Below are 13,584 nucleotides of genomic sequence, written 5' to 3'. Positions count from 1 at the left end.
TCCGCATCGTCGGACCGGCCTTCTTCATGCCGTCGCGGGCGACTGCGGCCGCGGTGGTTCCTCACGCCGCCGCGGGCAGCTGGGGCCGCAGCGGCCAGGACGGGTCCACCGTCTCCTCCGCGCCGGTGCGCGCGAACCACGCCTGCAGCCCGCGCGCCTGGGCCGCGTGCCAGCCGGTCTGCAGGGTGTGCAGCTCGGTGGGGGACAAGCGCTCCAGCCGGGCCGCGAAGCGGCGGCCGAGCGCCCGGACCACCTCCAGCGCGGCCAGCGCGTCGGCCGCCGCGTCGTGCGCGTCCGCGAGCGTGACCTCGTAGTGCGCGCACAGATCGGTGAGGGTGCGCCGGCCCTTGCGGTACCGGTCGAGGTGCTTGTCCAGCACCCGCGGATCCAGCACGCACAGCGGCGACGCCTCCAGCCGGCGGCCCAGCGAGGAGGCGCGGTGCCGCCGCAACTCCCGGTCCAGCAGCGTCAGATCGAACGGCGCGTTCATCACCACGAGCGGGCGGCCCAGCGCGGCCTGTTCCGCCAGCTCCTCGGCTATCTCGTGCATCACCGGGGCCGGCCAGCGCCCGTTGCGGTGCAGATGGTCCTCCGTCAGCCCGTGCACCGCCGTCGCGGCCTCGGGCACGGGCACCCCGGGATTCACCAGCCAGCGCCTGGTGCGCGGGCGGGCGCCCGGGGCGTCCTGGACGACGACGGCGGCCGACACGATGCGGTCGGTCTCGACGTCGACGCCCGTGGTCTCCGTGTCGAAGGCGGCCAGCGGCCCCTCGTACCAGCAGCACGTCATGTCGACCACAACTCCTCGCTCCACCAAGGCGGCTGACGTGCCGTCCGCCGCCCGATCCGGTGATACCCGGGCCGTTTGCGCCGTACGCCGGAAGGAGACAACAGGAGTACGGGTCTTTGCAGTTCACGGCCCGCTCCGGGGACCGGGGCCGCGCACCCCGCCGGTCCGCCCGGCACGTCCTGCACGTCATTCGGCGCGCACCCGGCGATCCACCCGGCGATCGCTGCGTAATTCCCTCGGTCCGGAAGGCTGTCGGTCATGGTGATGGCGCAGCCCGAGCGGGGCGGGCTGCTGCCCGACCGCGCGGGCAGCAGGCGCGGCACACTCGCCACCACCGCCTGCATGGAGACACTGCAGGTGGGTTATCTGCACGCGGTCGCCGCCGCGGCGGGCTGCTCGCTGTCGCAGCCCTTCCCGGACAACGGCATCGACTGGCACGTCAGCCACAGCGCCCCCGGTCACACCGTCGACGACGAGGTGACCATCAAGGTGCAGCTGAAGTGCACCTACCAGATCCCGCCCCACCCGCCGGGCCCGTACTTCTCGTTCACCCTGGACAACGCCCACCTGGCGAAGCTCGCCCGCACCCCGGTCTCGGTCCACAAGATCCTGGTCGTGATGATCGTGCCGCGCTCCCAGGACCAGTGGCTGCGCGCCGGACACGACCGGCTCGATCTGAGGCACTGCTGCTACTGGGTCAACCTCGCCGGCCACCCCGTGACCGGCCGGCACCGGACCACCGTGCGCATACCGACCTCGCGCATCTTCGACGACCGGGCCCTGTGCGAGATCATGACGCGGGTCGGGACGGGAGGCAGACCATGACGCACCGCCCCCTCGACGAGCCGCGGCACCCGGCGCCGCCGCACCCTGTCGGCACCCCCCTGGACCGCGCCCCCCGCCCCGCCGACGTCGACCCGGCCGTGCTCGCCGCGCTGCTGCACCGGCACGGCTGGCAGCGCCGCGGCGGCGCCGCCGGGCACTACGGCCGCTGGACCCCGCCCGGGCCCGGCGGCGCCGCCACGAGCCTGCTGGTGCCGGTCAGCCGTGCCTTCCCCGACAGCGACGACCTGCTCGGCGAGGCGCTGGACGCCCTGGCCCGCAGCAGGACGCCGTCCGCGCGCGCCGTGCTGGCCGCCCTCGCCGTACCCAGCGACGAGATCCACTGGTGGCGGGACGTGCCCGGCGGCCCCGCGGGGACCGCGCCCTGGACCGTCGAGGAGCGGCTGCGCTCCGCCGCCCGGCAGACCCTGCTCGCCGCCGCGCTCGCCACCCGCGCGCGGACCGGCTACCACGGCGCACGGCACCGCCGCCCGGCCGCCGCCTGCCTCGGCCACGTCCTGGTCGGCTCCGCGGCCGGCGGCGCCGGCCTCACCGCGCTCGTCCCCGTCGACCCCGCCCGGCCGCTCGCCGTACGGCTCCACCAGGCGGTCTACGCCGTCCGCGAGGCCATCGACTACCGGCGGGCCACCGGCGCCATGGACGCCTTCGACGGCGCGGTGCGGGCCGGTGCCAGCCGCGAGCTGACCGAGGCGCTGGTCGCGCTGGTGCGCGGCACCGAGGGCGCGCGGATCGCGGTCGACTGGGCACCGGCCGCCGGCGTCCCGGCGGACTGCGCCGCCGCCGAGGCCGTCGAGTTCTCACCCGGCGACCTGCCCGTGCTGCGCGACGCCGGGGCCCGCTACCTGCGCGCCGAGCCGTCCGTGCCCGTGCGCGTCACCGGTGCGGTGGTCAGGATGCGCAGGACCCAGCCGCACGGCGAGGGCACCGTGCGGCTGCGGGTGCTCTCCGGGGCCGAGGTGCCCTACGTCCGCGTGACCCTGGACGAGGAGGACTACCGCACCGCCGGGCACGCCCACCTCGTGGGCCTGCCGGTGCGGGTGCTGGGACGGCTGGAGAGCAGGGGCGGCTTCCGCCGGATCACCGGCGCGTGCGAGGTCGTCCCCGTGCGGGTGGACGACGAGGAGCGGGACCGGCTGATGAAGTCGCTGAAGGAGGAGCCGGAGGACACCGACTTCTTCGCGGCGCCGGACGCCGGGCCGCAGCGGGCCCCGGGCGACTGAGAAAGAACCGTTTCGCGGAGGGCACCCCTGTCTCGGTACCATCCCAGTGCGCGCGCTCCCGGTATGGCGCCGCACCCCACCTGCAGTCAGGAGAGACCGGTGTCAGACGTCCGTGTGATCATCCAACGCGATTCCGAGCGGGAAGAGCGCACGGTGACGACGGGCACCACGGCCGCCGACCTCTTCGCCGGCGAGCGCTCCGTCATCGCCGCGCGCGTGGGCGGCGAGCTGAAGGACCTGGCGTACGAGGTCCGCGACGGCGAGACCGTCGAGGGCGTGGAGATCTCCTCCGAGGACGGCCTGAACATCCTGCGCCACTCCACCGCGCACGTCATGGCCCAGGCCGTGCAGGAGATCTTCCCCGAGGCCAAGCTGGGCATCGGCCCGCCGGTGCGGGACGGCTTCTACTACGACTTCGACGTCGAGCGGCCGTTCACGCCCGAGGATCTCAAGGCCATCGAGAAGAAGATGCAGGAGATCCAGAAGCGCGGCCAGAAGTTCTCCCGCCGCGTCGTCACCGACGAGGCCGCCCGCGAGGAACTGGCCGACGAGCCGTACAAGCTGGAGCTGATCGGCCTCAAGGGCTCCGCCTCGCACGACGACGGCGCGGACGTCGAGGTCGGTGCCGGTGAGCTGACGATCTACGACAACCTGGACGCCAAGACCGGCGAGCTGTGCTGGAAGGACCTCTGCCGCGGTCCCCACCTGCCCTCCACCCGGCTGATCCCGGCGTTCAAGCTGATGCGCAACGCCGCCGCCTACTGGCGCGGCAGCGAGAAGAACCCGATGCTCCAGCGCATCTACGGCACCGCCTGGCCGTCCAAGGACGAGCTGAAGCAGTACCTCGACTTCCTCGCCGAGGCCGAGAAGCGCGACCACCGCAAACTGGGCAACGAGCTGGACCTGTTCTCCATCTCCGACCAGATCGGCTCCGGTCTCGCCGTCTTCCACCCCAAGGGCGGCACGATCCGCCGGGTCATGGAGGACTACTCGCGCCGCCGCCACGAGGAGGAGGGCTACGAGTTCGTCTACACCCCGCACGCGACGAAGGGGAAGCTCTTCGAGACCTCGGGCCACCTGGACTGGTACGCCGACGGCATGTACCCGCCCATGCAGCTCGACGAGGGCGTGGACTACTACCTGAAGCCCATGAACTGCCCGATGCACAACCTGATCTTCGACGCGCGCGGCCGGTCCTACCGCGAACTGCCGCTGCGCCTGTTCGAGTTCGGGACCGTGTACCGGTACGAGAAGTCGGGCGTCGTGCACGGCCTGACCCGCTCGCGCGGCTTCACCCAGGACGACGCGCACATCTACTGCACGCGTGAGCAGATGGCCGAGGAGCTCGACAAGACCCTCACCTTCGTGCTCAACCTGCTGCGAGACTACGGCCTGACCGACTTCTACCTGGAGCTGTCCACCAAGGACCCGGAGAAGTTCGTCGGTTCGGACGAGGTCTGGGAGGAGGCCACCGAGACCCTGCGCCAGGTCGGCGAGAAGCAGGGACTCGAACTGGTCCCGGACCCGGGCGGCGCCGCCTTCTACGGCCCGAAGATCTCCGTCCAGGTCAAGGACGCGATCGGCCGGACCTGGCAGATGTCGACGGTCCAGCTCGACTTCAACCTGCCCGAGCGGTTCAACCTGGAGTACACGGCCGCCGACGGCTCCAAGCAGCGCCCGGTCATGATCCACCGCGCGCTCTTCGGTTCCATCGAGCGCTTCTTCGCCGTGCTCCTGGAGCACTACGCGGGCGCGTTCCCGGCCTGGCTGGCGCCGGTGCAGGCGCTCGGCATCCCGATCGGCGACGGGCACGTGGAGTACCTGGAGAAGTTCGCCGCCGCGGCGAAGAGGAAGGGTCTGCGGGTCGAGGTCGACTCGTCCTCGGACCGCATGCAGAAGAAGATCCGCAACGCCCAGAAGCAGAAGGTGCCCTTCATGGTCATCGCGGGCGACGAGGACATGGCGAACAACGCCGTCTCCTTCCGCTACCGCGACGGCTCCCAGGAGAACGGCATCCCCTTCGAGGACGCCATCGCGAAGATCGTGAAGGTCGTCGAGGAGCGGGCGCAGGTCTGATCCGGCACCGGTGACCGGGCGTCCGCGACCGGACGCCTGTGAACCGGCACCGGCGGACCGGCCTCGGCATCGGTGAACCGGCACCGGCGGACCGGCACCGGCACCGGTGAACCGGCCCGCGAAGGCTCCCGGGAAGCTCAGCTCCCCGGGAGCCTTCACTCCTCGCCCGGCTGCGCGAAGCGCTGCATCAGCCAGGACGAGAAGGACCCGGTCACCGCGCCCAGCAGCGCCAGCCCGCAGCCCATCAGGACGACCGCCACCAGCCGGCCCGCCGGGGTCACCGGCGTCACGTCCCCGTAGCCGACGGTGGCCAGCGTGGAGCACGTCCACCACACCGAGTCGCCGAACGTGCGGATGGTGGCGTGCGGGGCACGGTGCTCCAGGCCGTACACGGTCAGCGATCCGGCCAGGCCGAGCAGCAGCGCCGACAGGCCGGCGTACAGCATCACCCGCGCCTGCAACGGCCACCGCGGGCCCCCGCGCCGACGCTGAACGGCGTCGTACACCCGCAGGATCCGCACCGGCCGCAGCAGCGGCAGCAGGACGACCAGCGTGTCCAGCCAGTGCCGGCGCACGAAGCGCACGCCCTGGCCGCTCAGCCGCCAGCGCACCCCGTAGTCGCCGGCGAAGACGGCCCAGCTCGCGGCCAGCACCGCCCAGCAGCCGTCGACCAGTGTCCTCGGCAGGCCCTCGCCGAGGACCAGCACCGCGTACGCGGCGAGATAGAGCAGGGAGGCCACCGCGAGCGGGGCGTCCACCCGCCGCTCCCAGCGATTCACAGGGCTGTCGTCGTCCACCGGCCAAGCTTGGCCGCACATCCTGTTCCGGGCGCCCCGCCGACACGCCGTGAACCGCCGAAGCCATATGCTGCCTTGCATGACGAGTGAGCCGGAGCAGCAGATCGGAGTGGGGACGCAGGACGCGTTCCAGCGCCTGTGGACGCCCCACCGGATGGCCTACATCCAGGGCGAGAACAAGCCGACCGGTCCAGGGGCGAAGGACGGCTGCCCCTTCTGCGCCATCCCGGCCAAGTCCGACGAGGACGGACTGATCGTCCGGCGCGGCGAGCAGGTGTACGCGGTGCTCAACCTGTACCCGTACAACGGCGGCCACCTGATGACCGTGCCCTACCGGCACGTCGCCGACTACACCGACCTCACCGAGGCGGAGACCGCCGAGCTGGGGGAGCTGACCAAGCAGGCCATGCGGGCCCTGCGCGCCGCCTCCGGCGCCCACGGCTTCAACATCGGCATGAACCAGGGCTCGGTGGCCGGCGCGGGCATCGCCGCCCACCTCCACCAGCACATCGTGCCCCGCTGGGGCGGCGACACCAACTTCATGCCGGTGGTCGGGCACACCCGTGTCCTGCCGCAGCTGCTCGCCGACACCCGCAAGATGCTCGCGGAGGCCTGGCCCGCGTAGCCGCCGGCCCCGGCCCCGCCGCCTCCCCGGGCCGCCTACGCGTCGTACAGGTCGGCCTTCTTGGGCGACACGTCCTGGACGGCGCCGCTGAGCACCGACGAGCGGTTGCCGAACTTCTCCACGTCCACGCCGTTGTCCCGCAGGACCTTCAGCGCCGCCGCGTGGACCACCCGCAGCACGGGGGTGGCGGCGCGCAGGGCGTCGTCGGCCATGAAGCGGTGGCGCCAGGGCTGGTCGGCCCAGGCGTGCCGCAGGCCGAACGGCTCCGGGAGGACCAGGCTGCCGCCGAGCCAGTTCAGCAGCGGCGGGTACCAGGTCAGGGGGGCGCGGGCGGCGAGCCGTACCACCTCGTCGGTGTCCACCAGGGGCAGCTTGACCTTGCGGGTCTCCCAGAACCGGAGCGCCTTCGCCACCTCCTTCTCCTTGGCCGCGGGCTTGCCGTTGAAGAGCGGGTTGACCGGGCCGAGGGCATGCCCGGTGACCTCGATGCGCAGGGTGTTGTGCAGCACCGTGACGGTGATCATCATGGTGATCACCAGATGGCCGTCCCACAGGGTCCACTGCACACCGAGGTAGTGGCGGTCGCCGCTGCCGAACTGCTGCTTGTTGCAGATGTCCTGCACGGCGTGGCTGCGCACGGTGTACGCGTCGACGTCCGCGCCGCCGGGCCGGGCGACCTCCTTGGCGTTCTCCTCGATGGGCGTGACGATCCAGTGCGTGATCGTCGGCTTGGGGAAGCCGCCGGTGTTGATGGAGGTGCGCTCCAGCATGCCCAGGCCGCCCTGGATGGCGGTGATCACGTCCCAGCTGCGGAAGGGGTGGAACTCCTTGCCCGGGTCGGCCGACACCAGGTCCTCGGCCAGCTGCCAGCTGCCCCAGCGGGTGCCCATGCCGAGGATGCCCTTGGGACCGGCGTAGAAGACGGAGTTGGAGCGCTGTTCGGCGCTGAGCCGGGCGAGTTCCTTGCGGACCTGCTCGGCGGCGTCGCCCGGGTTGCCGGGGACCGCCTCGGGGATCTTGGCGCCGACCCCGCCGCCGGAGAGCAGACCCTCCCAGCGGTCCCGCAGGTCCCGCGCGGTGCGCTCGCAGATCCGCTTGGCCCAGAACCAGCCGACGACCGGCATGACCACGGCCGCGCGCGCGTACCACGCCCAGAAGCCGTGAAAGGGCATCTTGACCAGGAAGAGCACGGCGAGCGCGCCCATGGCGACCAGCAGGGTGGTGGCCAGCATCCCGGCGCGCTTGTCCTCCCGCCTGCTCATCGTGGTGCGCAGCACGAACACCAGCAGCCACACCACGAAGCCGGGCAGGAACAGCAGCCCGCACAGCACCGTCACCGCCGAGAGCCAGTTGTCGCGCTCGCGGCGGATGCGGTGGGCCGCCAGGCAGTGCTCCACGACGACCTGGGGTTCCAGACCGAAGGACTGGATCAGCGGCTTGCGGCCGGCGCCCAGCGTCCGGTCGATCACCGCGCGGGAGAACGCCTCGCCCAGGCGCGGGCGGAGGATCCTCGCCCACGGGCGCGGCGGCTTGACCGTGGACTGGTGCCACTCGTTGTCGGCTTCCTTGATCTTGTCCACTTCGTCGTCACGGTAGGCGGCGGCGGCCAGCGCGAAAGTCGCCGCCGTCTGCCCCGCCGCACCCGACAGGGGAATCTGAGCCCCTGGACTGAAATCGAATCCGTCCGTCACCGCCGCCCCCACTGCCGCCGCCTCTGCACCTGCGGCCTTCCCGACTTCCCTGCCCCGCACACCTGTTGATCAGGTCATCAGCGTATCGGCACCCGCCGGCACGCGGAGGTGGACGGCCGAAGCCGCCCACCTGTTCGCAGCGAAACGTCCCGTACTTCCTCACGGTGCCGCTCCGTTGTGCGCCCGGCGCACCGACTAGGAGGCTTCGCGCTCCTGTTGGCGCAGCCGGTCGGCGACCTGCGGCGGCATCGGTTCGTGCCGCGCGTAGCGGCGGTCGAAGCGGGCGGTGCCGTGCGACAGGGACCGCAGGTCGATCGCGTACCGGCCGATCTCGATCTCGGGCACCTCGGCCCGCACCAGCGTGCGCCCGCCGGTGACCTGCTCGGTGCCCAGCACCCGGCCGCGCCGCCCCGACAGGTCGCTCATCACGGCGCCCACGTAGTCGTCGCCGACCAGGACGCTCACCTCGGCCACCGGTTCGAGCAGATGGATCTTCGCGTCGGCCGCCGCCTCCCGCAGCGCCAGCGCGCCCGCCGTCTGGAACGCGGCGTCGGAGGAGTCCACCGAGTGCGCCTTGCCGTCCAGCAGCGTGACCCGGACGTCGATCAGCGGGTGGCCGGCCGCCACCCCCTTGGCCGCCTGCGCCCGTACGCCCTTCTCCACGGACGGGATGAACTGGCGCGGGACGGCCCCGCCGACGACCTTGTCCACGAACTCGATGCCCGAGCCGCCCGGCAGCGGCTCCACCTCGATCTCGCAGATCGCGTACTGCCCGTGCCCGCCGGACTGCTTGACGTGCCGGCCGCGGCCGGCGGCCCGGCTCGCGAAGGTCTCCCGCAGGCAGACGCGGTGCGGGACGACGTCGACCTGGACGCCGTAGCGGCTGCGCAGCCGCTCCAGGGCGACGTCCGCGTGGGCCTCGCCCAGGCACCACAGCACCACCTGGTGGGTGTCCTGGTTCTGCTCCAGGCGCATCGTCGGGTCCTCGGCGACCAGCCGGGCCAGGCCCTGGGAGAGCTTGTCCTCGTCCGCCTTGCTGTGCGCCTGGATGGCGAGCGGCAGCAGCGGGTCGGGCATCTCCCACGGGGCCATCAGCAGCGGGTCGTCCTTGGCGGAGAGCGTGTCGCCGGTCTCGGCCCGGGTCAGCTTGGCCACGGAGACCAGATCGCCGGCGACCGCGTGCGTCACGGGCCGCTGCTGCTTGCCGAACGGCGTCGCCAGGGCGCCGATCCGCTCGTCCACGTCGTGGTCCTCGTGGCCGCGGTCGGTCAGCCCGTGCCCGGAGACGTGCACCGTCTCGTCGGGGCGCAGGGTGCCGGAGAAGACGCGCACCAGGGAGACCCGGCCGACGTACGGGTCGGAGGAGGTCTTCACGACCTCCGCGGCCAACGGGCCGTCCGGGGCGCACGGCAGCGGCTCGCGCGGGCGGCCGTCGACCGTGGTCACCGAGGGCGCCTCGCGCTCCAGGGGCGTCGGGAAGCCGCGGACGATCAGCTCCAGCAGTTCCACCGTGCCGATGCCCTGCCGGGCGCCCTCGGCGGCGGGCGCGGCGGCCAGGACGGGGAAGAAGACCCCGCGCGCGACGGCCCGTTCGAGATCCTTGATCAGGGTCTCCACGTCGACCCGTTCCCCGCCGAGGTAGCGGTCCATGAGGGTCTCGTCCTCGCTCTCGGAGATGATCCCCTCGATGAGCCGGCCGCGCGCCTCGTCCATCCGCGGCAGCTCGTCCTCGCCCGGCTCGGACTCCTTGCGCTCCCCGGTCGAGTAGTCGAACAGCTTCTGCGTCAGCAGCCCGACCAGGCCGGTGACCGGCGCGTGGCCGTCGGGCCCTTCGGGGCCGTGCAGCGGCAGGTACAGGGGCAGCACCGCGTCGGGGTCGTCCGCGCCGAACGCCTCGGCGCACACCCGGGTCATCTCCTCGAAGTCGGCGCGGGCGGCCTCCAGGTGGGTGATCACGATGGCCCGCGGCATGCCCACGGCCGCGCACTCCTCCCACACCATGCGGGTCGAGCCGTCCACGCCGTCGGAGGCGGAGACGACGAAGAGCGCCGCGTCCGCGGCCCGCAGGCCGGCCCGCAGCTCACCGACGAAGTCCGCGTAGCCGGGTGTGTCCAGCAGATTGATCTTGATGCCGTCCCACTCGACGGGCACCAGGGAGAGCTGCACCGAGCGCTGCTGCCGGTGCTCGATGTCGTCGTAGTCCGAGACACAGCCGCCGTCCTCGACGCGGCCGGCCCGGTTCACCGCTCCCGCGGTCAGCGCGAGAGCTTCCACCAGGGTCGTCTTGCCCGCTCCGGAGTGGCCGACCAGCACCACGTTCCGTAGGGACGCGGGCCGGTCGGCCGCCATAGCCCTGCCGGCGGCTCCGGGATGTGTGTGCGCCTTGTCGCCCATGGTCCTGCCTCCCGTGCACGGTGAGGTCACTGTGGGCGCGGACACGCGGCACCGCGTCACCGGCGGCTCCTGCGACGCCCGCGGTCATTCGAGCTTTGCACTCCCGTCATGCCGCGTCCATACGAGGGACCCGATCCCGCCTCCCGCGCGTGCCCCGGTGCCCGGCCGGCAGGCGCCCGGCGGGGGCCCCCGGGTGCCCGGACGCCGCCCACGCGCGCGCGTGACTACGATGGGCCAGCCGGTGGCCAGCAGGGGCTGCCCGGCGACAGCGACCCTCGGGAAGGCCATGCTGAACAAGTACGCGCGTGCATTCTTCACGCGTGTCCTCACACCGTTCGCCGCGTTTCTCATCCGCCGGGGCGTGAGCCCGGACACGGTCACGCTCCTCGGCACCGCCGGGGTGATCGCGGGCGCGCTGGTCTTCTACCCCCGGGGCGAGTTCTTCTGGGGCACGGTCGTGATCACGCTCTTCGTCTTCTCCGACCTCGTCGACGGCAACATGGCCCGCCAGCTCGGCCGCTCCAGCCGCTGGGGCGCCTTCCTGGACTCCACCCTGGACCGGGTGGCCGACGGCGCCATCTTCGGCGGCTTCGCCCTCTGGTACGCCGGGCAGGGCGACGACAACACGCTGTGCGCGGTGTCGATCTTCTGCCTGGCCAGCGGCCAGGTGGTGTCGTACACCAAGGCGCGCGGCGAGTCGATCGGGCTGCCGGTCGCCGTCAACGGCCTGGTCGAGCGCGCCGAGCGGCTGGTGATCTCCCTGGTCGCGGCCGGTTTCGCGGGCCTGCACAAGTTCGGCGTACCCGGCATCCAGTACCTGCTCCCGGTCGCGCTGTGGATCGTCGCGGCCGGCAGCCTGGTCACCCTGGTGCAGCGGGTCGTCACCGTGCGCCGCGAGTCGGCCGAGGCGGACGCCGAGGCCGGCCGGCAGGAGAACCAGGGGAGCGGGGCGTCGGCATGAGCGTCCGCGAGCGGCTCACCGATTCCCTGTACGGCCTGGGCTGGAGCACCGTCAAGAAGCTCCCCGAGCCCGCCGCCGTCCGGCTCGGCCGCGGCATCGCCGACCTCGCCTGGAAACGGCGTGGCAAGGGCGTCCTGCGGCTGGAGGCCAACTACGCGCGCGTGGTGCCCGACGCGTCCCCCGAGCGGCTCGCGGAGCTGTCCCGCGCGGGCATGCGCTCCTACCTGCGCTACTGGATGGAGTCCTTCCGGCTGCCCGCCTGGAGCCCGCAGCGGGTGCGCGGCGGCTTCGCCCCCAAGGACGTGCACCACCTGACCGACGGCCTCGCCTCCGGACGGGGTGTCGTCCTCGCGCTGCCGCACCTGGCCAACTGGGACCTGGCGGGCGCCTGGGTCACCACCGAGCTGGACACGCCCTTCACCACCGTCGCCGAACGCCTCAAGCCCGAGACGCTCTACGACCGCTTCGTCGCCTACCGGCAGGGTCTTGGCATGGAGGTCCTGCCGCACAGCGGCGGCTCCGCCTTCGGCACGCTCGCCCGGCGGCTGCGCGAGGGCGGCCTGGTCTGCCTCGTCGCCGACCGCGACCTGTCCTCCTCCGGCGTCGAGGTCGAGTTCTTCGGCGAGACGGCCCGCATGCCCGCGGGACCCGCCCTGCTCGCCCAGCAGACGGGGGCCCTGCTGCTGCCCGTCACTCTCTGGTACGACGACTCGCCCGTCATGAAGGGCCGCGTGCATCCCCCGATCGAGGTACCCGGGACAGGTACCCGGGCCGAGAAGACGTCTGTCATGACACAGGCGCTGGCCGACGCCTTCGCCTCGGGGATCGCCGACCATCCGGAGGACTGGCACATGCTCCAGCGCTTGTGGCTCGCGGACCTGGAACCCCGCCGCGAGCGGACCCAGGGGGAAGCGGCGTGAGGATCGGCATCGTCTGCCCGTACTCCTGGGACGTCCCCGGGGGCGTGCAGTTCCACATCCGTGACCTCGCCGAGTACTTCATCCGCCTCGGCCACGAGGTGTCCGTCCTCGCCCCCGCCGACGACGACACCCCGCTGCCGCCCTACGTCGTCTCGGCCGGCCGCGCGGTCCCGGTGCCGTACAACGGGTCGGTGGCCCGGCTGAACTTCGGCTTCCTCTCGGCGGCCCGGGTACGGCGCTGGCTGCACGAGGGCCGGTTCGACGTGATCCACATCCACGAACCGACCTCGCCGTCCCTGGGCCTGCTGACCTGCTGGGCGGCGCAGGGGCCGATCGTGGCGACGTTCCACACCTCCAACCCGCGCTCCCGGGCGATGGTCGCCGCGTACGCCATCCTCCAGGCCGCCCTGGAGAAGATCAGCGCCCGCATCGCCGTGAGCGAGTACGCGCGGCGCACCCTCGTCGAACACCTGGGCGGGGACGCCGTCGTCATCCCCAACGGCGTCGACGTCGACTTCTTCGCACGCGCCGAACCCCGGCCCGAGTGGCAGGGAGAGACGATCGGCTTCATGGGCCGCATCGACGAGCCCCGCAAGGGCCTGCCCGTGCTGATGCGCGCCCTGCCGAAGATCTTCGCCGCCCACCCGGGGGCCCGGCTGCTGGTGGCCGGCCGGGGCGACGAGGAGGAGGCCGTGGCGAGCCTGCCGCGCGAGCTGCACGCGCGCGTGCGGTTCCTCGGCATGATCAGCGACGAGGACAAGGCGCGCTTCTTGCGCAGTGTGGACCTCTACGTGGCACCCAACACCGGCGGGGAGAGCTTCGGCATCATCCTCGTCGAGGCGATGTCCGCCGGTGCCCCGGTGCTCGCCTCCGACCTCGACGCCTTCGCGCAGGTCCTCGACCAGGGCAAGGCCGGCGAGCTGTTCGCCAACGAGGACGCGGACGCCCTGGCCGACGCGGCCGTGCGCCTGCTCGCCGATCCGGCCCGCCGGTCAGGACTGCGCGAGCGCGGCAGTGCCCACGTCCGCCGCTTCGACTGGTCCACGGTCGGTGCGGACATCCTCTCCGTCTACGAGACGGTCACCGCCGGTGCCGCGGCGGTGGCCGCCGACGACCGCGCCACGGGCCTGCGCGCCCGGCTGGGACTGGCCCGGGACTGACCGGGGCTGACCGAGGCCGGCCGGGGCGGGACCCGACCCGGCCAGGGGCTCCGGGCACGGAGGAGCGCCGGGGCAGCGGCGGGGTGCGGGCTGCGGGCGGTGGCTCC

Annotated in this window: 11 protein-coding genes; 7 read left to right on the top strand and 4 right to left on the bottom strand. The window is 72.7% G+C overall.

The genetic code is table 11. The features are described from left to right. Positions 1-61: 61 nt before the first annotated feature. Positions 62-790: a 3'-5' exonuclease gene (locus ABZ719_RS21635; RefSeq protein WP_366726809.1), complete on the bottom strand. Its 729-nt coding sequence runs from the start codon at positions 788-790 to the stop codon at positions 62-64. A 258-nt stretch (positions 791-1,048) separates the two neighbouring features. On the opposite strand from ABZ719_RS21635, the gene ABZ719_RS21630 reads away from it, so the two are divergent. The 3 genes from ABZ719_RS21630 (at position 1,049) to thrS (ending at position 4,929) form a co-directional block, all read left to right on the top strand. Then, a complete protein-coding gene (locus tag ABZ719_RS21630) occupies positions 1,049-1,615 on the top strand; it encodes a DUF4365 domain-containing protein (protein WP_037860076.1) in 567 nt (188 codons plus the stop codon). Further along, positions 1,612-2,853 (top strand): hypothetical protein, encoded by a 1,242-nt coding sequence (locus tag ABZ719_RS21625; RefSeq protein ID WP_366726808.1) that lies wholly within the window; start codon positions 1,612-1,614, stop codon positions 2,851-2,853. Before ABZ719_RS21630 ends, ABZ719_RS21625 begins: the two co-directional genes overlap by 4 nt. A gap of 99 nt (positions 2,854-2,952) precedes the next feature. Next, a complete protein-coding gene (thrS, locus tag ABZ719_RS21620; RefSeq protein ID WP_366726807.1) occupies positions 2,953-4,929 on the top strand; it encodes a threonine--tRNA ligase in 1,977 nt (658 codons plus the stop codon). Positions 4,930-5,084: 155 nt separating this feature from the next. Here the strand turns inward: thrS and ABZ719_RS21615 are convergent, their stop codons facing one another. Beyond that, positions 5,085-5,726: a potassium channel family protein gene (locus ABZ719_RS21615; protein WP_366726806.1), complete on the bottom strand. Its 642-nt coding sequence runs from the start codon at positions 5,724-5,726 to the stop codon at positions 5,085-5,087. Between the two features lie 67 nt (positions 5,727-5,793). Between ABZ719_RS21615 and ABZ719_RS21610 the strand changes: the two genes are divergently transcribed. Continuing rightward, complete coding sequence (locus ABZ719_RS21610) at positions 5,794-6,351, top strand: HIT domain-containing protein (protein WP_037860066.1); 558 nt, start codon at positions 5,794-5,796, stop codon at positions 6,349-6,351. 35 nt (positions 6,352-6,386) lie between these two features. Here the strand turns inward: ABZ719_RS21610 and ABZ719_RS21605 are convergent, their stop codons facing one another. Continuing rightward, a complete protein-coding gene (locus tag ABZ719_RS21605; protein WP_366726805.1) occupies positions 6,387-8,042 on the bottom strand; it encodes a hypothetical protein in 1,656 nt (551 codons plus the stop codon). A 195-nt stretch (positions 8,043-8,237) separates the two neighbouring features. Then, entirely contained in the window at positions 8,238-10,436 is a 2,199-nt protein-coding gene (locus tag ABZ719_RS21600) for an elongation factor G-like protein EF-G2 (protein ID WP_366726804.1), read from the bottom strand. A gap of 229 nt (positions 10,437-10,665) precedes the next feature. Between ABZ719_RS21600 and pgsA the strand changes: the two genes are divergently transcribed. From pgsA to ABZ719_RS21585, 3 genes are read left to right on the top strand one after another with little or no spacing between them, the layout of a single operon-like run. Further along, complete coding sequence (gene pgsA, locus ABZ719_RS21595) at positions 10,666-11,397, top strand: phosphatidylinositol phosphate synthase (protein WP_366726852.1); 732 nt, start codon at positions 10,666-10,668, stop codon at positions 11,395-11,397. Next, positions 11,394-12,317: a phosphatidylinositol mannoside acyltransferase gene (locus ABZ719_RS21590; protein ID WP_366726803.1), complete on the top strand. Its 924-nt coding sequence runs from the start codon at positions 11,394-11,396 to the stop codon at positions 12,315-12,317. The genes pgsA and ABZ719_RS21590 overlap by 4 nt, the downstream gene beginning before the upstream one ends. Beyond that, positions 12,314-13,477 carry a glycosyltransferase family 4 protein gene (locus tag ABZ719_RS21585; RefSeq protein ID WP_366726802.1) on the top strand — a complete coding sequence of 388 codons (1,164 nt, stop codon included), beginning with the start codon at positions 12,314-12,316 and terminating at the stop codon, positions 13,475-13,477. The genes ABZ719_RS21590 and ABZ719_RS21585 overlap by 4 nt, the downstream gene beginning before the upstream one ends. Positions 13,478-13,584 lie beyond the last annotated feature (107 nt).

The sequence above is a fragment of the Streptomyces sp. NPDC006743 genome (assembly GCF_040703815.1).
GTDB lineage: Bacteria > Actinomycetota > Actinomycetes > Streptomycetales > Streptomycetaceae > Streptomyces.
The sequence above is the reverse complement of the archived record's forward strand: the minus strand, read 5'-3'. Positions and strand labels throughout refer to the sequence as shown.